The following is a 19,238-nucleotide window of genomic DNA, read 5'->3' on the forward strand; positions in this document are numbered from 1 at the left end:
GCGCGGTTGGAGTACGTGCAAGGGTCGAGTGCGCCGTGCTGGTCACCCGCTACGGCAGGCCGGCCACGAGCCGGGGTGGTTTACTGGTGGCGGAGCGTGACGCAGATCACGAAACCGATGGGGAATAGGGGAAACTCACCACGGCGTTAGCAACGGCGTGAACGAGGCACATGTGACAGGAAGCGGCGCTCCCATGGACGCCCCCTGTCGCCGCACGCGTCTGGGGCGTATGCCGGCCCGCTAGCAGCAACCCCGTCCGCCCGTTCTCCCCGAAGGCCGTCATGATCGCACCTGGTTTCGTGCTGCGCAGGCTGAGCCACCTGCCGTTCCACCCGGGCACCCGCTGACCCGAGCCCCCTGCCGTTCCATCCGGGCATCCGCACACCCGAGCCCGTTCCATCCGGGCATCCGGTGACCCGAGCCCGTTCCTTCCGGTGATGTACGTTCCCGCGGCCCCGCCACAGGCCGCCCTCAGTCGTGGGGATTCTCCGTGATCCAGGCTTCAGGCCTGCGCAAGCAGTACGGCACGACCGTCGCAGTCGACGGCGTCGATCTGCACGTGCGCGAAGGCGAGATCTACGGCGTGCTCGGCCAGAGCGGCGCCGGCAAGAGCACGCTCCTGCGCTGCGTCAACCTGCTCGAACGCCCCACCGCGGGCACCGTCACCGTCGCGGGCCAGGACCTGACCGCCCTCGGCAGCCGCGAGCTGAACCGGGCCAGGCAGCGCATCGGCATGATCCACCAGCACTTCGCCCTGCTCTCCTCGCGCACGGTCGCAGGGAACGTCGCCTTCCCGCTGGAGGTCATGGGCGTGCCCAGGGCCGAGCGTGAGCGCCGCGTCGCCGAACTGCTGGAGCTCGTCGGCCTGGAGGGACGCGGCAAGGACCGCCCCCACCAGCTCTCCGGCGGCCAGAAGCAGCGGGTCGGCATCGCCAGGGCGCTGGCGGGAAACCCGGCCGTGCTGCTGTCGGACGAGGCCACCTCCGCGCTCGACCCGGCCACCACGCAGTCGATCCTCGCCCTGCTCAAGAGCCTCAACACCGAGCTGGGCCTGACGATCCTGCTCATCACCCACGAGATGAACGTGGTCAAGAGCATCTGCGACTCGGTCGCCATCATGTCCTCGGGCCGCATCGAGGAGTCCGGCGCCATCGCCGACCTCATCAGGACCCCCGGATCGCGCCTGACCAGGGAGATCTTCCCACTGCCCGAGCCCGCGCCGGCCGGGTCGGTGACGCTGACGTTCACCGGCGACCCCCGGCAGCCCGTGGTGTCGGAGGTGGTGCGGAAGTTCGACGTGGACCTCAGCATCCTCGGCGGCTCGATCGAGGACCTCGCCGCGGGCTCCGTCGGCCGCCTGCGGGTCGCGCTGGACGGCGACGAGGCCGCCGCCGCGGTGGCGTACCTGCGTGAAACCGGGCTGATCGTCGAGGAGGCCGCGTGACCTGGGAAGAGATGCTGCCGCTGCTGTGGCCCGCCACGCTGGAGACGGCGCAGATGGTGGGCTGGTCCACGCTGTTCACCCTGCTGCTCGGGCTGCCGCTGGGCGTGGCGCTCGTGGTGTTCGACCGGGGCGGGCTGCGGCCGGCGCCGCCGCTCAAGTCGGCGCTCGGGTTCGTGGTGAACGTGGGGCGGTCGCTGCCGTTCATCGTGCTGATGATCGCGATCATCCCGTTCACCCGGCTCGTCGTCGGCACCACCATCGGGACCGCCGCGTTCGTGGTGCCGCTGACCGTCGGCGCGGTGCCGTTCTTCGCCCGGCTGGTGGAGACGGCGCTGCGTGAGGTCGGCGCGGACGTCGTCCAGGCCGCCCAGGCCATGGGCACGAGCCGGACCACCATCGTGCGCAAGGTCCTGCTGCCCGAGGCGCTGCCCGGCCTGGTGGCGGGCCTGACCGTGACCGTGGTGGCGCTCATCGGCTACTCCGCCATGGCCGGCACGCTCGGCGGCGGCGGGCTGGGCGACCTGGCCGTCCGTTACGGCTACCAGCGCTTCGAGACGCTGCTCATGATCGTGACGGTCGTGCTGCTGCTCGTCATCGTGCAACTCCTGCAGAGCCTGGGCGACTGGGTCACTCGGCGCCTATCGCATAAGTAAGGAAAAATCATGAAAATTTACCGCCTTGTAGGTGCCGTCGCACTGGCTCTGTCGCTCGCCGCATGCGGTACGTCGCAGCCCGCGACCGAAACCGGCACGAAGACCGCCGAGTCGGCCGACACCGTGCTCAAGATCGGCGCCAGCCCCGTGCCGCACGCCGAGATCCTGAACTTCGTCAAGCAGAACCTGGCCCCCGCGGCCGGCCTGAAGCTCGAAATCGTGGAGTTCACCGACTACGTGCAGCCGAACGTGCAGCTCGAAGAGGGTCAGCTCACGGCCAACTTCTTCCAGCACAAGCCGTACCTCGACGACTTCAACGCCAGCAAGGGCACCAAGCTGAGCTTCGTCACGCCGGTCCACCTGGAGCCGCTGGGCCTGTACTCCAAGAAGATCACGAACGTGACCGCGCTGGCGAGCGGCGCCACCGTGGCCGTCCCGAACGACGCCACGAACCTCGGCCGTGCGCTCAAGCTGCTCGCCGACAACGGCGTGGTCAAGCTCAAGGACGGCGCCGGCACCGCCGCCACCGAGCGCGACGTGGCGGAGAACCCGAAGAACCTGCAGTTCAAGCCGCTGGAGGCGGCCCAGCTCCCGCGCTCACTCGAGGACGTCGACGCCGCTGTGATCAACGGCAACTACGCCATCGAGGCCGGGCTCAAGCCCGCTTCCGAGGCGCTGGTGCTGGAGAAGACCGAGGGCAACCCGTACGTCAACGGCCTCGTCGTCCCGGCCGGCCACGAGAAGGACGCGAACATCGTGACCCTCGGCAAGCTGCTGCAGGACCAGAAGGTCAAGGACTTCATCAAGCAGAAGTACCAGGGCTCGGTCATTCCCGCGGCATAAGCGGCCGGCCGGCCGCCACGCCTGATCCTGGCCCCCGGGCGATCAACCGAATACTGTTCTGTTCATGTACCCGGGAGCCATCGCAGCCGTCACCCCCGACAAGCCCGCTGTGATCATGGCGGGCTCCGGGCGGGTCATCACCTACCGAGAGCTGGACGAGGAGTCGAACCGGCTGGCCCACGTGTTCCGCGCGGCCGGGATGCGGCCGGGCGACCACATCGCCTTCATGCTCGCCAACCATCCCCTCTTCCTGGCCGTCGCCTGGGCCGCGCACCGATCGGGCCTGTACTACACGCCGATCAGCTCGCGGCTGCAGGCCGACGAGCTGGCCTACATCGTCGGCAACTGCGGCGCCCGGGTGTTCATCTCCAGCGCCGACCTGGCCGACGTGGCCACCTCGATCACCGCCGCCACGCCGGGCGTGGAGCTGCGGCTCATGCTCGACGGGGTGGCCGAGGGCTTCACCTCGTACGAGGAGGCGGTGGCCGCGCGGCCGCTCACCCCGATCGAGGGCGAGTGCCAGGGCACGGACATGCTCTACTCCTCCGGCACCACGGGCCGCCCCAAAGGCGTCAAACTGGCCGCCACGCACGCCCCGCTCGACGAGCCCGGCATGTTGTTCAAGCTCATCCAGGGCCTGTTCGCGTCGTCGGGCGACAGCGTCTACCTCTCGCCCGCGCCGCTCTACCACGCCGCGCCGCTGCGCTACAGCCTGAGCTTCCAGCGTCTCGGGGCCACGGTGGTGGTGATGGAGCGCTTCGACCCGGAGCAGTACCTGGCGCTGGTGGAACGGTACGCGGTGACGCACACGCAACTCGTGCCGACGATGTTCATCAAAATGCTCAAACTTCAACCAGAAATCCGGGCAAAGTACGATATTTCGTCACTTCAGTACGCGATCCACGCCGCCGCCCCCTGCCCCGTCCCCGTCAAGGAGCAGATGATCGACTGGTGGGGCCCGATCGTCCACGAGTACTACGCGGGCACCGAGGGCAACGGCTTCCTCTACGTCGGCCCCCACGACTGGCTTCAGCACAAGGGCACGGTCGGCCGCTCACTGCTCGGCGTCGTGCACATCTGCGACGAGGACGGCGACGACCTGCCGCCGGGCGAGCACGGCACGATCTACTTCGAGAACGGCGGCCGCTTCGAGTACCACGGCGACCCCGGCAAGACCCGCTCCGCCCAGGACCCGCGCGGCCGGGGATGGACCACGCTGGGCGACATCGGCTACCTGGACGCCGAGGGCTTCCTGTACCTCACCGACCGCCGCTCGTACATGATCATCTCTGGCGGTGTGAACATCTACCCGCAGGAGGCCGAGAACGTGCTGTCGGTGCACCCGAAGGTGGCCGACGTGGCGGTGTTCGGGGTGCCGGACGAGGAGATGGGCGAGCAGGTCAAGGCCGTGGTCGAGCCGGCGTCCATGGAGGAGGCGGGGCCGGGGCTGGAGGCGGAGCTGATCGCGTACTGCCGGGAGCATCTGGCGCACTACAAGTGTCCCAGGTCGGTGGACTTCCGCCCCGAGTTGCCCCGCCACCCGACGGGCAAGCTCTACAAGCGCCTGCTCCGCGACGAGTACTGGGCAAAATCTTGAAAATCTTTCGCGGGCCCGAGCCCCGGCCCCACCTCGATCGATAAGGCCTTCGTCAGAGCCTGCCCGCTTTCTTGAATCTCCGCCTTAACCAGCTCTTACGCGCCTCTTGACACCCTTGAATCATCGGGATTCGAGGAGATGAAAGATGAACGCGAACGAGCCTCGCGAGCAGGGCCCTGAGGAGCAGGGTGCCGGTGGGTGGAGCCAGTTCGGCGCCACCCCTCCGGCAGCCGGGGGCTTCCCCCAGCGCGACACGCAGCCCACGGAGCAGCTTCCGCCACCTCCGCCCGCGCCGCCCAGGAAGCAGCGCTTCACCGCGGGCCAGAAGACGATCGCGGGTCTCGCCCTGGCCGCCATGGCGATCGGCGGCGGCGTCGTGGGAGCCGCCGTCGCCACCTCGTTCCAGCCCGAGCCGGTCGCCAGCAGCAGTGTCAACACGCCCAGCCCCGTCTTCAAGACCGCCTCCGACCAGCTCACCGTCGCGGAGGTCGCGGCCAAGGTGCAGCCCACGGTCGTCATGGTCCAGGGGCAGACCGGCGAGGGCTCCGGCGTCGTGCTGTCGGAGGACGGGCTCATCCTCACCAACAACCACGTGGCCGTCGGCGCGGGCCAGGGCGGGCAGATGACCGTCAAGTTCAGCGACGGCAAGACGGCCAAGGCCAGCGTCGTCGGCACCGACCCGGCCACCGACATGGCCGTCATCAAGGCGGAAGGCGTCTCCGGGCTGACCAAGGCCACGCTCGGCGACAGCGACCAGCTCAAGGTCGGCGACCCCGTACTGGCCATCGGAAGCCCGCTCGGCCTCGACGGATCCGTCACGGCGGGCATCGTCAGCGCCCTCGACCGCACCCTCAACCTCGGCAACGACCAGCAGCAGCAGATCCCGCCCGGCTGGGGCCAGGAACAGCAGCAGCAGAGCCAGAGCGCGCCCACCACGATCGGCGGCGCCATCCAGACCGACGCCTCCATCAACCCGGGCAACTCCGGCGGCGCCCTGGTGAACGCCGCGGGCCAGCTCGTCGGCATCAACACCGCGATCGCCTCGGAGGCCCAGGGTGGCGGCGTCGGCTTCGCCATCCCGGTCAACACCGCCAAGCAGGTCTCCGAGCAGCTCATCAGCAGCGGCAAGGTCAGCCACGCCTTCCTCGGCGTGAGCGTCACCGACGCCACAGGCGACGTGCCCGGCGCTCTCGTCAGGCAGGTCACCGCCAAAAGCCCGGCGGAGAAGGCCGGACTGAAACAAGGTGACCTGATCACGAAGATCGGCGACAAGGCGGTTGACGGAGGCGATACGGTTGTCGGGCAGGTCAGAGGTTTCAAACCGGGCCAAGAGGTCAAGATCACATATATGAGGGACGGCGAGACCGCCGAGGTCACCGTCACCCTCGACGAAAATCAATAACTGGACCCCCTCATGGACGGGTGTGCCGTCGAGATCGCTGCGGACTCGGCGGCACACCCCCCCACTTTTCAGGAAAAGCGCCGCCCCTCGTCGCGGCGATAGGCCCACGCGGCCCCCGCCGCCGCGATCACGGTCCACACGCCCAGCGCTACCAGCGCCACCGGGTCCGGCGTGGTGCCCGCAGTGATCGCCCAGAGCAGCTCGGCCACCCCTCTGGCCGGCGTGTACGGCGAGACGGCCTCGATGAAGCCGGGCAGAATCTGCGGCGGCAGCAGCAGCCCGCCCAGGATCGCCAGCGGGAAGAACAGCACCTGCGACACCGCGATCGCGGCCTTGGCCGTCACCGCGTACCCGATGAACAACGCCAGCAACATGAACGGGACCAGCCCCAGGAACAACGCCGCCAACCCCAGCAGCAGCCGGGCCGGCGTGATCGTCGCCTCGGTGAACACCGCCGCGACCACCAGCACGGGCACCACCGAGACCAGCATGACCGCGCACTGCACCAGGATCCGGCCGGTGAAGCGGGGGAACGGGCCCGCGGGGAGCGTGCGCAGGTACGGGTTCCACGGCTGCTCGCGATCCTGGGCCACGTTGATGCTGAGCCCGATGAGCGCCCCCGACATCGCGCCGAAGAACATCAGCGAGGCCGTCGCCATGGTGGCCGCCTTGGGATCCTGGCCCGCGAACGGGATCACGAACGCCACCATCGTGACGGCCGGGAACAACGCCCCCGCCACCAGGCCGATGGGCACCCTGATCTGTTCGAGCAGGAGATAGCGGGTGTGCGCGAGGACCAGGCTAGACATGCGCGGACTCCTTCGAGGTGAGGGCGATGAAGGCCTCCTCCAGGGAGACCGGCCTGATCTCCAGGCCCGAGAACGGGGTGCCGCTCCGTACGAGCTCGACGACCAGCCGGTCGGGATCCGTGGTCACCAGGCTCACCCGGCCGTCGGCGCGTTCCGTGGCGAGCACCCCCGGCAGCTCCGGCAGGCCGTCGGCGACGAGGGAGACACGGCGCACCCCCACGATGTCGCGTACGGCGCGTACGGTGTCGTCGGCCAGCACCCGTCCGTGGCCGAACACCACGACCCGCTCGGCCAGCGCCTCGACCTCCTCCAGGTAGTGGCTGGTCAGCAGCACCGTGCCGCCCTCCTCGTGGAAGGACCTGATGCCCTCCCACAACGAGCGGCGCGCCTCGACGTCGAGGCCGGTCGTCGGCTCGTCGAGGAAGACCAGCCGCGGATTGCCCGCGAACGCCAGCGCCACCGCCAGCCGCCGCTTCTGCCCGCCGGACAGGCCGCCGACCTGCCGCCTGATCAGGTCGTCCAGCCCGAAGCGGGCCAGCAACTCGCCCTTGTCCGCCCTGTCGGGAAAGTGCGCCGACACGAAGTCCACGATCTCCCCGACGCGCAGTGACTCGGGCAGCCCCGTCTCCTGCGGCGTCACGCCGATGCCGCGGCGCATGACGGGGTCCTGGGGCGAGCCGCCGAACAGCTCGACCGTGCCGGACGTCGGCCGGCGCAGCCCCACGAACAGGTTGATCAGGGTGGACTTGCCCGCCCCGTTGGGGCCGAGCAGGCCGACCACCTCGCCCGGCCGGATGTCCAGCGAGACGCGGTCGAGCGCGAGCACGTCGCCGTAGCGGCGGGTGACCTCGTTCGCTCTGGCGAGGACCGTCATCGAACTCCTCCAGCGTTGTCCAGCAGGGCGCGAATCGCCTTGGTGTAGTCCTCGAAGGCCAGACGCCCCCGTTTGGTCAGCGCCACGTACGTGACGGGTGTGCGGCCTTTGTGCGTCTTGTTGATGCGCACGTAACCGGCCTCCTCCAGCTTCGTCAGATGCACCGACAGGTTGCCGGCGGTCATGCCGAGCAGCTCCTTCATCGAGTTGAAGGCCATCTCGTCGCCGTCGCCGAGGACGTTGAGCGCGGCGACCACCCGCAGCCTGGCCTGCGCGTGGATCACCGGATCGAGGTCCGGCGGCGCCTGGTCCGCGCTCACCGGGCGTCCCTCCACCACAACCACAGCCCGATCACGATGAACCCGCCGCCCAGCAGCGCCGCGGTCAGCAGCGCGTGCCAGCCGGCGCCGAGCAGCACGCCCAGCGCGTCGACGCCGGCCACCCAGGCGCCGACGAAGAACATCGGCCAGTTGAGCCAGATCGCGCCGCCCGCCATGTACAGGACGGCGACGACCATGAGCGAACTGCCCCCCCAGAGCAGGCCGCTCTCCTCCTCGGGCAGCAGCGGGCTCACTCTGATCGCGATGATCGTCATGAGCAACATCCCAGCGAACCACGCGTAGCCGAACATCGCCCCTCTGGCCGACGACTCGCCGCGGACCAGCTGGTTCATCCGCACGATCCCGTACGCGGAGATCGCCCCCGCCACCAGCATGGTCGAGAGCAGCACGCCCACGGCCTGCATCTGGGAGATCGGGGCGTAGGGCTCGCCGCCGAGGCCGTAGTGCAGGAACAGCGCGGAGAAGCCGAGCAGCCAGGCGATGCCCCAGGGGATGTAGAGCAGCCGCGGATCTCCGTGGAGCCATCTCACCGTGGCGAAGCTCTGCTCCTCGATGACGCGGAGCATCTCCTCGGGACTCGGCGTACGCTCTTCGTCCACCATGCAAACTCCTCAAAACTGTAAACTAGTTTGCATCTTAAACCGCTTGGCGACGCCAACTCAACCCCTGGGCGGGGCGAAGGGCTTACCGCCTGGTCAGGACCTCGGACTCCCACAGGTCGCGGTAGTAGCCGGGCACGGAGACCAGCTCGTCGTGCCTGCCCCGCTGGACGACCCGGCCCTCATCCAGCACCACGACCTCGTCGACCAGCTCCAGGCCCTTGAGGCGGTGCGTCACGAGCAGCGTCGTGCGATCGCGCGTCACGTCCAGCAGGTCGCCCATCAGCCGGTCGGCCGTCTCCTCGTCCAGCGCCTCCGCGGGCTCGTCGAGCAGCAGCACCGGCGGGTCGTACAGGAGCGCCCTGGCCAGCGCCAGCCGCTGCAACTGCCCGCCCGACACGGTCTTCCCGTCCTCGCCCAGCTCGGCGTCCCACCCGGTCCGCTCGGCCCACTCCTCCAGCCGGGCATCGCGAACGGCCCGCTTCAGCCGCTCCTCGTCGGCGTCGGGCCCGGCCAGGCGCAGGTTGTCGCGCAGGCTCGCACGGAAGATGTACGGGTCCTGGGTGAGCCCCGTCATCAGCGCCCGCACGTCGTCACCGTCGAGCTCCCCGAGGTCGGCGCCGTTGACCCTGATGCCGCCGGACTCCGGCTCGACCAGGCGCATCAGGGCGGCCAGCAACGTGCTCTTCCCGGCCCCGCTGGGCCCCACGATCGCGACCCGCCTGCCGGGGGTGAGCCGCAGCGACACCCCGTCCAGGGCCGCCCGCCCGCTGCCCGAGGCGGTGTGGCGTACCACGAGGTCGTCGATCTCGATGGTCAGCGGGGCCTCGGGCCGGGGAGCAGGCACGGCGGGTTCGGCGACGGCGGGGGTGGAGGAGCGTACCTCGCGCAGCCGCCTGATGGCCGCCATGATGCCGGCCATCCGCTCGCCCGCCGCCGCCAGCGGCAGCACAGGCTCGAAGGCGACCAGCGAGGTCAGCGCGAGCACGGCGGTGCCCACGGAGCCCGCCCCCGCCCCCTGGGCGAGCAGCACCACGCCCGCCACCGTCAGCCCCTGCACCAGCGTGCCGCCGGCCAGGGCGGCGGCGTGGACGCGGGCCTGGCGGCGTTCCAGGCCGGCCAGGGATTCGTCCGCCTCCAGGGCCTTGGCCAGGGCCTCGTCGTCGGCGCCGTACGCGGCCAGGTCGGCGGAGCCGTGCACCAGATCCGCCACCCGGCCCGCCAGCGCCGCCCTGGCCGGGGCGATCCTGGCCGACCACCTGCGGGCCGCGGCGGCCGTACCCGCCGGCAGCGCCACACCGGCCAGCACGAGGCCCGCCACCAGCACCAGCGCCGCCGCGGGCAGGATCGTCAGCCCGACGACGACCGCCGCCAGCCCCGCCACCGCCGCCGCGGCGGCCGGCAGGAGGCAGCGGACGAGCAGATCCTGCACGGCCTCGGTGTCGTCCACCATCCGGCTCAACAGGTCGGCGCCGCCGTGACGGGGCTTCTGGGGCGGGATGAGGGCCCCGTAGAGGCGTTCCCGCGTGCCGGCCTGGGCGCGCAGGGCGACGTCGTGTCCGGTGAGACGCTCCGCGTACCGGAAGACGCCCTTGCTGGTCGCGAACGCCCGGGTGGCCACGATCGCCACGCTCAGCGCGGCCAGCGGCGGCTGCTGCGCGGCCCGGGTGATCAGCCAGGCCGCCGCGGCGATCAGCCCGAGCCCCGCCAGGTCCGCCGCCGCCCCGGCCAGCACGGCCCAGACGAGCCGTATGCCCATACGCCTATTCACCGCCCGTACTCCCTTCATGCCGCCCCACCGCCACCTGTCCGTCGCCCAGTGGCGGGTCGTCCGGCGCGCCGTCCGGCGCGCCCTCTCCGGCGGGGTGGTGGATGGTGTCGGAGACGACGCGGCCCTCGTGGACGCGGATGACGCGGTCGGCGAGGTCGATCATTGCGGGCCGGTGCGCGACGATGACCGCCGTACGGTCCCGGGCCAGCGACGACGTCCCCGAGACCACGGCCGCCTCGCTGCGCCCGTCCAGGCGGGCCGTGGGCTCGTCCAGGAGCAGCACCGAGGCCCCCGGACGGCAGAAGGCGCGGGCCAGGGCGATCCGCTGGCGCTGGCCGGCCGAGAGGTTGGCGCCGCGCTCGCCCACCACCGTGTCGAAGCCGTCGGGCAGGGCGGCCACGAAGTCGGCGTGGGCCGCGGAGGCCGCCCTCCGGACGTCGTCCAGGGAGGCCGAGGGCGTACCGAGGCGGATGTTGTCGGCCACGGAGGTGGCGAACAGGTGCGGCCGCTGGGCCACGAACGCCAGCCGCGCCCGCCACCCCGCCGGGGACAGATCCCGCAGGTCCACCCCGTCGATGAGGACCCGGCCCGAATCGGGCTGGACGAAGCCGAGGATGAGGTGGAGCAGCGTGCTCTTGCCCCCGCCGCTCTCCCCGACCAGGGCGACCCGCTCGCGGGGGCCGATGGTGAGGGAGACGTCCGACAGGGCGGCGGAATCGCGGCCGGGATAGCGCACGGTGACGTTCTCGAGGCGGATCTCCAGAGCCCCGCTCCCGGCGAGCGCCTGACGCCCCTCACCGACGGCGGGGTCGGAAGAACGGTCCAGCACGGCGAAGGCCGCGTCGGCGGCGGCCACCCCCTCCATCGAGGCGTGGAAACGTGTCCCCATGGCCCGCAGCGGCAGGTACGCCTCCGGCGCCAGCAACAACACCAGCAGCGCCGTCGTCAGGTCCAGCGACCCCCCGAGCAGCCGCAGCCCGATCGGCACCGCCACCAGCGCCAGCGACAACGACGCGCACAACTCCAGCACCAGCGACGACAGGAACGCCACCCGCAACGTCCGCATGGTGGCGCCCCGGTGCGCGTCGGCGACCTGCCGGATGACCGTGGCCTGGTAGCGGGCCCGGCCGAAGGCGCGCAGCGTGGGCAGGCCGCGTACGACGTCGAGGAAGTGCCCGCCGAGCCGCGACAGCGCCAGGAACTGCCGTTCCGTGACCGCCTTCGTGGTCATCCCGACCAGCGCGCCGAAGACGGGGATCAGCGGCAGCGTGACCAGGACGATCACCGCGCTCCCGAGGTCGGCGGCGAACAGCCGGACCAGCACGGCGACGGGCACCACCGCGGCCACCGCGATCGAGGGCAGGTAGCCGGTCAGGTAGGCGTCGAGCCCATCCAGGCCGCGTCCCGCCAGGGTGAGGAGTTCGCCGGAGCGGTGCGCGGTGAGCCGTGCCGGGCCCAGGTCGCGCAGCCGTTCCAGGAGGCGCCGCCGCAGGGCGGACTTGACGCCCGTCGCGGTGCGCCCGGCGAAGACGCCCTGCGCCCAGGCCAGCAGCGCGCGTACGCCGACCACCGCCGCCAGCACGGCCAGCGCGGCGGCGGTGAACCGGCCGGACAGCACCCCGGCCAGCAACTCGGCCTGCAGCAGGACGAGCAGCCCCGCCAGTATGGCGGCGGCCATGGTGACACTCAGGTGGCGGCGAACCGAACGCTCGGCCCGCATGAGCGCGAGGAGATCCTTATGCACGAGTCCTCAGAAGAACGACGGGAGCCGGAAGGCGTCCTTTCCTGGCCGGAAAGTCCGCCATACCCATACTTGCGCGCCCAGCATGATCGGTGCGAAGGGCAGCGCCATGACACTGAGCACATTCAACGTAGCCGGGGGAGCGCTGTGCTCCAGCAGGTACGGCATCGCGCCCGCCAGCACCCCCAGCGCGGGCAGCGCCGCGACCAGAGCCGACACCAGCAACACCCGCCCCGACCTGGTGACCCCGAACACGCCCGGCGTCCGCCAGCCCAGGAACGTCCACCCGTGAAAGGCGAACAGCAGCGTCACCACCATGCCCAGCATCAGCCCGACGGGATGCACGGGGGAGGACTCGAAGCCGGTGGCGGCCGCGTACAGGGCCATGCCCCAGCCCACGGAGAGCCCCAGCGAGCCGAACGCGATCGCCCCGTCCCAGAACCCGCGCCACGCCGGGCCGTCCAGCCTGCGACGGAACCACAGCCCGGCGTCCCGCAGGATCCAGCACAGCAGCATCGCCACGACCAGCGGGTAGAGCCCGAACAGGACCTCGCCCTCCAGCAGCGGGTAGACCCCGAACAGCGTCCCGGCGACGGCCACCAGCCACACCTCGTTGGCCAGCACGTACGGGGCCATCGCGGCCACCATCCGGTCCCGGTTCCCGCCCGTCCTGCCCAGCACCGGCAGCAGCAGCCCCACGCCCAGGTCGAAGCCCTCCAGGGCGAAGTACCCGGCCAGCAGCACCGCGAAGAAGACGAACCAGACCACTTCCATGTTCAGCACTCCTCAGTAGCTCAGCGCGGGGGTACGCGGCTCGTCGGCGGTGGCCCCGAGGTCGAGGGCGCCCGGCCCGCGCCTGATCACGCGGGCGATGAGCACGTAGTCGACGATCGCCAGCAGCCCCAGCACGGCGGCGAAGCCGATGAGCGAGGCCGTGACCATGCCCGAGGTCAGCCCGGGTGACATGGCGTCGGCCACGGTGAGTCTCTCCCAGATCATCCAGGGTTGCCGGCCGACCTCCCTGGCCATCCAGCCCAGGATCGACAGGACGAACGGCAGCGGCGTCATCGCGATCAGGATCGGATGCGTCCACCGCGCCCTGTGCAGGATGCCGATCATCGGCAGCATCACGAACAACACGAGCAGCCCCAGCAACTGCCCAAGCTCGATCATGAACCCGAGCCCGACGGCCGCCGCGCCGCCGGCGCCGTCGAACTTGTCCTCCTGGATGACGCCGAACTGCGCGTACCCGAAGCCCATGGCCAGGAAGATGCCGATCGCGGCCGTGACCACGCCCATCCGCAACGACGTGGTGAAGAACTCCGTCTCGGGGGCGCGCCGCCACAGCCGCCACGCGCTGGCGCCCACCAGCACCATGCCCCCGGCGAACAACCCGGCGCCGATGACGTGCGGGAAGGCGAAGACCAGGGCCTTGTTCGAGAACAGCGCGCCGACGTCGGTCAGCGCCATGCGCCCGCCGCTGAGGACGGCGCCCGCGGGGTTCTGCAGGAAGGAGTTGGCGACCATGACGTAGAAGGCGCTCGCGTACGCGGTCAGCGTCACGAGCCAGATGCACGCCAGGTGCGCCCAGCGGGGCAGCCGCCCCCAGCCGAAGATCCACAGGCCGAGGAACGTGGACTCCAGGAAGAAGGCCACCAGCGTCTCCATGGCCAGCGGCGCGCCGAACACGTCGCCCGCGTAGTGCGACAACCCGCTCCACGACAGGCCGAACTGGAACTCCATCACCAGCCCGGTCACGATGCCGAGCGCGTAGTTGATGACGTAGATCTGCCCCCAGAACCGCGTCATGCTCTCATGTATCGGCTTGCCCGACCTGGCCCACCGGGTGTGCATGATCGCCACCAGCGGCGCCAGCCCCAGTGTGAGCACCACGAACAGGAAATGCAGGCTCCCCGTCACCGCGAACTGCGTACGCGCCAGATCCAGTACGTCCATGACGCCCCTCCCTTCCCTCTCTATATGTAGAGAGCCTACATGTAGACTGGCTACATGAGAGACGGGTGTCTAGGATCGGTGTCATGAATCCGGATGCGCTGCGCGGGCACATGGACGCCCTGCTGCTCTCAGTGCTGGAGCGGGAGCCGCTGCACGGCTACGCCATCATCGAGGCGTTGCAGGAGCGCAGCGGGGGAGCGCTCAACGTGCCCACGGGCACCGTCTACCCGGCGCTGCGCAGGCTGGAGCGCATCGGCTACCTGTCCAGCGAGTGGGCGACGGTGGGCGGGCGCAAGCGGCGCACCTACCGGCTCACCGACTCGGGCAGGAAGCAGCTCCAGGGGGAGCGGTCGGCCTGGCGGGAGTTCGCCAGCGTGATCGGCGGCGTCCTGCGCGCCGAGTCCACCGCCGTGGGGTGAGTCAGCTTCTCGTGATGCGTACGCAGCGGGTGGCGCCGTAGATCTGCATGCCCCACATCGCCGAGGTCACCAGGTTCGCCAGCATGGAGGGCAGCGGGGTGAGGGTGTTGGGCGAGTCCATGCCGTAGGACAACAACAGTGCCAGCCCGCACGTGACCGGCAGCGAGGTCCAGACCAGCACCCCCAGCGACCTGGTCGCCAGCCGCGGCCGGCGGATCCACCGGGAGCCCCGGCTCAGCGCGAGCACCACGAGCCCGCCGTACAGCCCCGAGCCGAGCTGGATGATGTCCAGCAGCCGCGAGACGGGCGCGAACCAGGCCGGCTGGTGCATCCAGACGACGTCGTCGGCCGGGTATATCCGCCACAACACCGACCACATGGCCACGGTGATCGGCAGGCTGACGAACATCAGCATTCCCAGCCGCCGCCCGGCGACGGCGGTCAGCTCGACCTGGTAGCCGGGCGCGATCTCGGAGACCGCCCCGAACTCCGTCACCGCCACCCGCTCGGCCTCCACCCGGTCGAGCCCGTCTGCCTCCAGCGCGTCGGCGGTGTCGACCAAGCTGTCACGTGCCTCGACGACCAGGTCGCGCTTGGGGCCCTGGGGGCCGGCCAGGGCGCCGTTGAGCTCTGCCACGTAGTCGTCGATGAGCATGACGCCCAGTTTACGGGCGGTGATCTCGGGGTCATATCCGGGAATCCCCTGATTTTTGACGAAAGGGTTGATGTGTAGGTTTTTTCCTACATATAGTGGCTGACATGCCGATCTCATCCATCCTCACCATCACCGTGCCCGTCGCCGACCAGGCCGCGGCGCTCGACTTCTACACCCGCGTGCTCGGCTTCGAGGTGCGCACCGACAACCCGTTCCCCATGGGCCGCTGGCTCACCGTCGCGCCCAAGGGCGCCGAGACCACGCTGCTGCTGGCCTCCTGGTTCCCGGACATGGCCCCGATCGGCGGCCTCGTCGTGGCCGCGCCAGACCTCGACGCGCTGGCGATCCGGCTGCGCGAGGACGAGATCGCCTGCGAAGGGCCGAGCGAGCAGGCGTGGGGCCGGCAGCTGCTCTTCCACGACCCGTACGGCAACGGCTTCGTGGTCAGCCAGGCGTGACCACCGACCACGTCTTCACCGCGCTGGCCAGCCCGGCCAGGCGCGAACTGCTGCGCCTGCTGCTCGACGAGGGCGCCCAGCCCGCCGGGCGGCTGGCGGAGCGGTTCGACATGAGCAGGCCCAGCGTGTCGGAGCATCTCAAGGTGCTCAGGGACGCGGGGCTGGTGGCCGAGACCCGCAGAGGCAGGGAACGCCACTACCGGCTGGAGGCGGCGCCGCTCATGGAGATCCGCGACTGGCTGAGCCCGTACGAACGATTCTGGCGGGAGCGGCTCACCGCCCTCACCGCGTTGCTCGACGAGATGGAGGACTCCGATGTCCCACGACAAGACGGCTGAAGACCTGCGCGCCATCAGGCTCGACCAGTTCATCGCCCACCCGCCGGCGAAGGTGTGGCGGGCGCTCACCGAGCCCGAGCTGATGGAGCGCTGGCTCATGCCCAACACCTTCAAGCCGGAGGTGGGGCATCGGTTCACCTTCACCACGACACCCAAGAAGCAGGTCGGGTTCGACGGGATCGTGCACTGCGAGGTGTTGCGGATCGAGCCGGAGAAACTGCTGCGGATCAGCTGGAGCGACGGCAAACAGGCCGACTGGACGGTGACGTGGCGGCTGGAGCCCGAGGGCAGGGGCACCCGGCTGTTCCTCGACCACGAGGGCTTCGACCCTGACGATGAGGTGCAGCAGCTCTCGCGCCGCATCATGGGCGGCGGCTGGCCCCGCCACTTCACCACCATCGCCACCATCGCCGCCGGCCTCTGACTCAGGGGTGGAGGGCCGGGGCCGCGGGGTCGGCGTGGTCGACGGCGTGGGAGGCCGTGCTCCAGAAGGTGGCGGCGGCCGTGAGGGCGGCCACCAGGGCGAACCAGAGGGCCGCACGGCCCATGCGCATGCCGTACCCGCACAACAACCATGACACCGACAGCCACCACCCGTGCCCGGCCTGGCGGCGCATCTCCATGGCGGCGAAGGCGAAGTCGGCGGAGGTGGCGCGGTCGGTGGGGCGCAGTCCGGCGTAGAGGGCGGCCAGCCCGTCGGGGGAGGTGTCCGCATCGTCGGGGTCGGCGAGACCGCGGGCGGTGTGCTCGTCGGCGAGCGCGCGCCGCCGCGAGAACCACCGCAACATCGGCCACCGCAGGCTCACCCGCACCCCGCGCGGCGTGAGCGCGAACGTGCAGTCCTTGACCCGCACCCCCGACGGATGGGCGAGCCCGGCGAACCGGCACGCCGACAGGTCGAGCCCGAACAGCTCCAGGCTGGGCGCCTCCACCTGCCGCAACGAGGTCAGCATGGAGCGGCCCCGCCCGGTCACGGTGGCCGGGCCGCGCAGGACCGCGCCCTCGAGGTCGGCCTGCGAGTCGGTCAGCCGCACCGTCGTGGGCCCCGTCACCTCCACGCCGCGCAGGTCCACGCCGCACCGCGCGACCGACACGTCCAGCAGCCCGTCGGCGCGCGCCCTGGCGGCCGAGAGCCGGCCGGTGGCCGACAGGTAGGCGTCTGCGGCGAAGTGCGCCGCCTCGAACCCGGCGTGCCCGCTGACCTTGCGGAAGGACAGGGTACGGCCGAAGCGCGCCCCCCTGAACCCGGCCCCGTCGCCGAGCCGGGCCCCGTCGAAGGTGGCGTACCCGTCGAACCTGGCCCGCTCGCACGACAGCCCGTGCCCGAACACGGCCTGGCTGAACAGCGCGTCGCGGGACATCACGGCGCGATCGAGCGAGACGTGCCCGCGCACGGTGACGCCGTGGAAGGACAACTCGCGGGTGAAGCGAACGCCGGCCAGCGACACGTTGCCCTCGAAGCGCGCGCCGAAGAACGAGGCCAGCCGGTCGAACCTGGCCCCGTCAAGGGACACGTCACCCGCGAACGTCACCCCCGGCAACCTGACGTCGCCGATGAACCTGACCCGGTCCAGCCGGGTTCTGCCGGGTCTGCGGCCGGTCGCGTCGAGGGCCATGGTCAGCAGGTCGCTGGTGACGGTGATGCCACGCAGGTCGAGCAGCCGGCCGGGGGAGAGCGTGCCGAGGGCGGCGCCGAGTTGTTCGGGAGTGAGGTGTGCGAGGCAGAAGCCGGACGGCCGGCTAGCGATTCCCGTGCACGCAGCCGAATAGGCGCAGGTGACCCAGTCCATGCATGGGTGATACCCGCCGCGGCCCATGTCAAGGATCGACGATTTAATGGTGCATCCCCATTTATGTGAAAATATGCGGTCTAAATTGGCTCCAATGCGCCGAAGATGCGTGCTTTATCCCCGTGTAGCACTCGTTGGGAGGACTCCGTGAGGGAGGCGGCGTGACCGGCTGGGCGGCGCCCGGCGCAGGAGCATGGAATGCTTGTGTCGGGTATGTGGTTGAGACGGATGCACTTGCTAGCGACGAACGAGCGAGGAGCCACTTGTGGCGACCATCGAAGTAACGGAGAGCAACTTCAACGACATCGCCGACAAGGGGATCGTGCTACTCGACTTCTGGGCCGAGTGGTGCCCGCCGTGCAAGAAGTTCGGACCGATCTTCGAGCAGGCGTCGGACAAGCACGACGACATCACCTTCGGCAAGATCGACACGGATGCCGAGCAGGGGCTCGCGCAGGGATTCGACATCTCCTCGATCCCCACGCTCATGGCCATCCGTGACGGCATCGTGGTCTTCGCCCAGGCCGGCGCCATCCCGGGGCCCGCGCTCGAAGACCTCATCCGTCAGGTCAAGGCGCTCGACATGGACGCCATCAGGACCGAGCTCAGCGAGGAACTGAAGCAGGCTCAGCAGAACTGACGCCCGCGACCGGCCCCGCCTCCCCGGCGGGGCCTTCGCATTTTCAGGGTTTGCGCCCGACGCCCACGTAACCGAAGGTGATGCCGTTCCCTGGCGCGGACGGGTCCTCGGGACGCCACCCGTTCGGGTACGTCAGCCCCGGCTCGGCCAGCTCGTACCCGTCGAAGAAGCGCAGGACCCCCTCCCGCGTGCGCAGGTTCAGCGCGGCCGTGGCCTTCTTGTAGATCTCCAGCGCCTGCGGGGTGGTGTCGGGCGTGGAGTCCACGGCGTGGCTGATCACCAGGTGGCTGCCGGGCGCGCTCGTCTCCCGCACCTTCCTCACCGCGTCGTAGGCGAGGTCGTCGGGGATGAAGTGCAGGATCGCCAGCATCAGGAACGCCACCGGCTCGTCGAAGTCGACGAGGCCGCCCAGCTTGTCCAGCAGAGCGTCCGGTTCGCGTACGTCGGCCTGCACGAAGTCGACGTTGTCCTTCCTGGCCAGCAGCGCCCTGCCGTGCACGCACACCACGGAGTCGTAGTCCACGTACACCACGCGGGCCTCTGGGGCGATCTCGTGCGTGTTGCCCTGGGTCGGCAGGCCGGCGCCCAGGTCCACGATCTGCCGCACGCCCTGGTCCACCACGTGCCGTACGGCGCGGCGCAGGAACGACCGGTTCGCCCGGGCGCCCTGCCTGGTGTTGGGGAAGGTCGTGAGGATCTGCTCCGCCGCTGCCCGATCGGCCGCGAAGTTGTCCTTGCCGTCGAGGAAGTAGTCGTACATGCGCGCGACGTTGGGGACGTTGGGGTCCACCCCCTCCGGAGCACTATCCACGTCTTTATCTCCCGAACTATTGGTCTCTTTCGGGGCGATCATAGTCGTGAAACGCCGGACTTATCCCGAATACCTCTGAGCCTGAGAATGAGACGTA

Annotated in this window: 21 protein-coding genes; 10 read left to right on the plus strand and 11 right to left on the minus strand. The window is 70.2% G+C overall.

What is annotated here, in order from left to right; all coding sequences use genetic code 11:
- Positions 1-490 precede the first annotated feature (490 nt).
- From ACFPZ3_RS50960 to ACFPZ3_RS50980, 5 genes are all read left to right on the plus strand, one after another.
- On the plus strand, positions 491-1,444 hold the full coding sequence (locus ACFPZ3_RS50960; RefSeq protein ID WP_379521674.1) for a methionine ABC transporter ATP-binding protein: 954 nt from the start codon (positions 491-493) through the stop codon (positions 1,442-1,444).
- A complete protein-coding gene (locus tag ACFPZ3_RS50965) occupies positions 1,441-2,097 on the plus strand; it encodes a methionine ABC transporter permease (RefSeq protein WP_379521675.1) in 657 nt (218 codons plus the stop codon). The genes ACFPZ3_RS50960 and ACFPZ3_RS50965 overlap by 4 nt, the downstream gene beginning before the upstream one ends.
- 9 nt (positions 2,098-2,106) lie before the next feature.
- Positions 2,107-2,940 (plus strand): MetQ/NlpA family ABC transporter substrate-binding protein, encoded by an 834-nt coding sequence (locus tag ACFPZ3_RS50970; RefSeq protein WP_379521676.1) that lies wholly within the window; start codon positions 2,107-2,109, stop codon positions 2,938-2,940.
- Positions 2,941-3,004: 64 nt separating this feature from the next.
- The gene (locus ACFPZ3_RS50975) at positions 3,005-4,537 is read left to right on the plus strand and encodes an AMP-binding protein (protein ID WP_379521677.1); all 1,533 of its coding nucleotides are present in this window, start codon (positions 3,005-3,007) and stop codon (positions 4,535-4,537) included.
- A 145-nt stretch (positions 4,538-4,682) separates the two neighbouring features.
- A complete protein-coding gene (locus ACFPZ3_RS50980) occupies positions 4,683-5,939 on the plus strand; it encodes a S1C family serine protease (RefSeq protein ID WP_379521678.1) in 1,257 nt (418 codons plus the stop codon).
- A 68-nt stretch (positions 5,940-6,007) separates the two neighbouring features.
- Here ACFPZ3_RS50980 and ACFPZ3_RS50985 read toward each other — a convergent pair whose 3' ends face one another.
- From ACFPZ3_RS50985 to ACFPZ3_RS51020, 8 genes are all read right to left on the minus strand, one after another.
- A complete protein-coding gene (locus tag ACFPZ3_RS50985) occupies positions 6,008-6,748 on the minus strand; it encodes an ABC transporter permease (protein ID WP_379521679.1) in 741 nt (246 codons plus the stop codon).
- Positions 6,741-7,622, minus strand: a complete 882-nt coding sequence (locus ACFPZ3_RS50990) for an ABC transporter ATP-binding protein (protein WP_379521680.1) — start codon at positions 7,620-7,622, stop codon at positions 6,741-6,743. Before ACFPZ3_RS50990 ends, ACFPZ3_RS50985 begins: the two co-directional genes overlap by 8 nt.
- Complete coding sequence (locus tag ACFPZ3_RS50995; RefSeq protein ID WP_379521681.1) at positions 7,619-7,942, minus strand: winged helix-turn-helix domain-containing protein; 324 nt, start codon at positions 7,940-7,942, stop codon at positions 7,619-7,621. The genes ACFPZ3_RS50990 and ACFPZ3_RS50995 overlap by 4 nt, the downstream gene beginning before the upstream one ends.
- Entirely contained in the window at positions 7,939-8,565 is a 627-nt protein-coding gene (locus ACFPZ3_RS51000) for a hypothetical protein (protein WP_379521682.1), read from the minus strand. Before ACFPZ3_RS51000 ends, ACFPZ3_RS50995 begins: the two co-directional genes overlap by 4 nt.
- A gap of 82 nt (positions 8,566-8,647) precedes the next feature.
- Entirely contained in the window at positions 8,648-10,333 is a 1,686-nt protein-coding gene (gene cydC / locus ACFPZ3_RS51005) for a thiol reductant ABC exporter subunit CydC (RefSeq protein ID WP_379521683.1), read from the minus strand.
- Positions 10,326-12,077: a thiol reductant ABC exporter subunit CydD gene (gene cydD / locus ACFPZ3_RS51010; RefSeq protein ID WP_379521684.1), complete on the minus strand. Its 1,752-nt coding sequence runs from the start codon at positions 12,075-12,077 to the stop codon at positions 10,326-10,328. Before cydD ends, cydC begins: the two co-directional genes overlap by 8 nt.
- Positions 12,078-12,083: 6 nt before the next feature.
- Entirely contained in the window at positions 12,084-12,848 is a 765-nt protein-coding gene (locus tag ACFPZ3_RS51015) for a cytochrome d ubiquinol oxidase subunit II (protein ID WP_379521685.1), read from the minus strand.
- 12 nt (positions 12,849-12,860) lie between these two features.
- Positions 12,861-14,030: a cytochrome ubiquinol oxidase subunit I gene (locus tag ACFPZ3_RS51020; protein ID WP_379521686.1), complete on the minus strand. Its 1,170-nt coding sequence runs from the start codon at positions 14,028-14,030 to the stop codon at positions 12,861-12,863.
- An 83-nt stretch (positions 14,031-14,113) separates the two neighbouring features.
- On the opposite strand from ACFPZ3_RS51020, the gene ACFPZ3_RS51025 reads away from it, so the two are divergent.
- Positions 14,114-14,449, plus strand: coding sequence for a PadR family transcriptional regulator (locus ACFPZ3_RS51025; RefSeq protein ID WP_379521687.1), 336 nt, complete (start codon positions 14,114-14,116; stop codon positions 14,447-14,449).
- Between the two features lies 1 nt (position 14,450).
- On the opposite strand, the gene ACFPZ3_RS51030 is transcribed toward ACFPZ3_RS51025, so the two are convergent.
- Positions 14,451-15,104, minus strand: a complete 654-nt coding sequence (locus ACFPZ3_RS51030) for a permease prefix domain 1-containing protein (protein ID WP_379521688.1) — start codon at positions 15,102-15,104, stop codon at positions 14,451-14,453.
- Between the two features lie 104 nt (positions 15,105-15,208).
- Here ACFPZ3_RS51030 and ACFPZ3_RS51035 point away from each other — a divergent pair, with 104 nt between their 5' ends.
- From ACFPZ3_RS51035 to ACFPZ3_RS51045, 3 genes are read left to right on the plus strand one after another with little or no spacing between them, the layout of a single operon-like run.
- Positions 15,209-15,562, plus strand: coding sequence for a VOC family protein (locus ACFPZ3_RS51035; RefSeq protein ID WP_379521689.1), 354 nt, complete (start codon positions 15,209-15,211; stop codon positions 15,560-15,562).
- Entirely contained in the window at positions 15,559-15,900 is a 342-nt protein-coding gene (locus tag ACFPZ3_RS51040) for an ArsR/SmtB family transcription factor (RefSeq protein WP_379521690.1), read from the plus strand. Before ACFPZ3_RS51035 ends, ACFPZ3_RS51040 begins: the two co-directional genes overlap by 4 nt.
- Positions 15,878-16,324, plus strand: coding sequence for an SRPBCC family protein (locus ACFPZ3_RS51045; RefSeq protein WP_379521691.1), 447 nt, complete (start codon positions 15,878-15,880; stop codon positions 16,322-16,324). The genes ACFPZ3_RS51040 and ACFPZ3_RS51045 overlap by 23 nt, the downstream gene beginning before the upstream one ends.
- Before the next feature lies 1 nt (position 16,325).
- Here the strand turns inward: ACFPZ3_RS51045 and ACFPZ3_RS51050 are convergent, their stop codons facing one another.
- Positions 16,326-17,690, minus strand: a complete 1,365-nt coding sequence (locus ACFPZ3_RS51050; RefSeq protein WP_379521692.1) for a pentapeptide repeat-containing protein — start codon at positions 17,688-17,690, stop codon at positions 16,326-16,328.
- 265 nt (positions 17,691-17,955) lie between these two features.
- Here ACFPZ3_RS51050 and ACFPZ3_RS51055 point away from each other — a divergent pair, with 265 nt between their 5' ends.
- Positions 17,956-18,330: a thioredoxin family protein gene (locus tag ACFPZ3_RS51055; RefSeq protein WP_379521693.1), complete on the plus strand. Its 375-nt coding sequence runs from the start codon at positions 17,956-17,958 to the stop codon at positions 18,328-18,330.
- Positions 18,331-18,373: 43 nt separating this feature from the next.
- On the opposite strand, the gene ACFPZ3_RS51060 is transcribed toward ACFPZ3_RS51055, so the two are convergent.
- Positions 18,374-19,141, minus strand: a complete 768-nt coding sequence (locus ACFPZ3_RS51060) for an SAM-dependent methyltransferase (RefSeq protein WP_379521694.1) — start codon at positions 19,139-19,141, stop codon at positions 18,374-18,376.
- Between the last annotated feature and the right edge of the window lie 97 nt (positions 19,142-19,238).

Source organism: Nonomuraea insulae (assembly GCF_042656245.1).

What these genes read in the sequence shown, in the direction of transcription:
- ACFPZ3_RS50970 (WP_379521676.1), top strand. Translation starts at nt 2,107, where the DNA reads ATGAAAATTTACCGCCTTGTAGGTGCCGTCGCACTGGCTCTGTCGCTC.
- ACFPZ3_RS50975 (WP_379521677.1), top strand. Translation starts at nt 3,005, where the DNA reads ATGTACCCGGGAGCCATCGCAGCCGTCACCCCCGACAAGCCCGCTGTG.
- ACFPZ3_RS50980 (WP_379521678.1), top strand. Translation starts at nt 4,683, where the DNA reads ATGAACGCGAACGAGCCTCGCGAGCAGGGCCCTGAGGAGCAGGGTGCC.
- ACFPZ3_RS50985 (WP_379521679.1), bottom strand. Translation starts at nt 6,748, where the DNA reads ATGTCTAGCCTGGTCCTCGCGCACACCCGCTATCTCCTGCTCGAACAG.
- ACFPZ3_RS50990 (WP_379521680.1), bottom strand. Translation starts at nt 7,622, where the DNA reads ATGACGGTCCTCGCCAGAGCGAACGAGGTCACCCGCCGCTACGGCGAC.
- ACFPZ3_RS51000 (WP_379521682.1), bottom strand. Translation starts at nt 8,565, where the DNA reads ATGGTGGACGAAGAGCGTACGCCGAGTCCCGAGGAGATGCTCCGCGTC.
- ACFPZ3_RS51015 (WP_379521685.1), bottom strand. Translation starts at nt 12,848, where the DNA reads ATGGAAGTGGTCTGGTTCGTCTTCTTCGCGGTGCTGCTGGCCGGGTAC.
- ACFPZ3_RS51020 (WP_379521686.1), bottom strand. Translation starts at nt 14,030, where the DNA reads ATGGACGTACTGGATCTGGCGCGTACGCAGTTCGCGGTGACGGGGAGC.
- ACFPZ3_RS51025 (WP_379521687.1), top strand. Translation starts at nt 14,114, where the DNA reads ATGAATCCGGATGCGCTGCGCGGGCACATGGACGCCCTGCTGCTCTCA.
- ACFPZ3_RS51030 (WP_379521688.1), bottom strand. Translation starts at nt 15,104, where the DNA reads ATGCTCATCGACGACTACGTGGCAGAGCTCAACGGCGCCCTGGCCGGC.
- ACFPZ3_RS51035 (WP_379521689.1), top strand. Translation starts at nt 15,209, where the DNA reads ATGCCGATCTCATCCATCCTCACCATCACCGTGCCCGTCGCCGACCAG.
- ACFPZ3_RS51045 (WP_379521691.1), top strand. Translation starts at nt 15,878, where the DNA reads ATGTCCCACGACAAGACGGCTGAAGACCTGCGCGCCATCAGGCTCGAC.
- ACFPZ3_RS51050 (WP_379521692.1), bottom strand. Translation starts at nt 17,690, where the DNA reads ATGGACTGGGTCACCTGCGCCTATTCGGCTGCGTGCACGGGAATCGCT.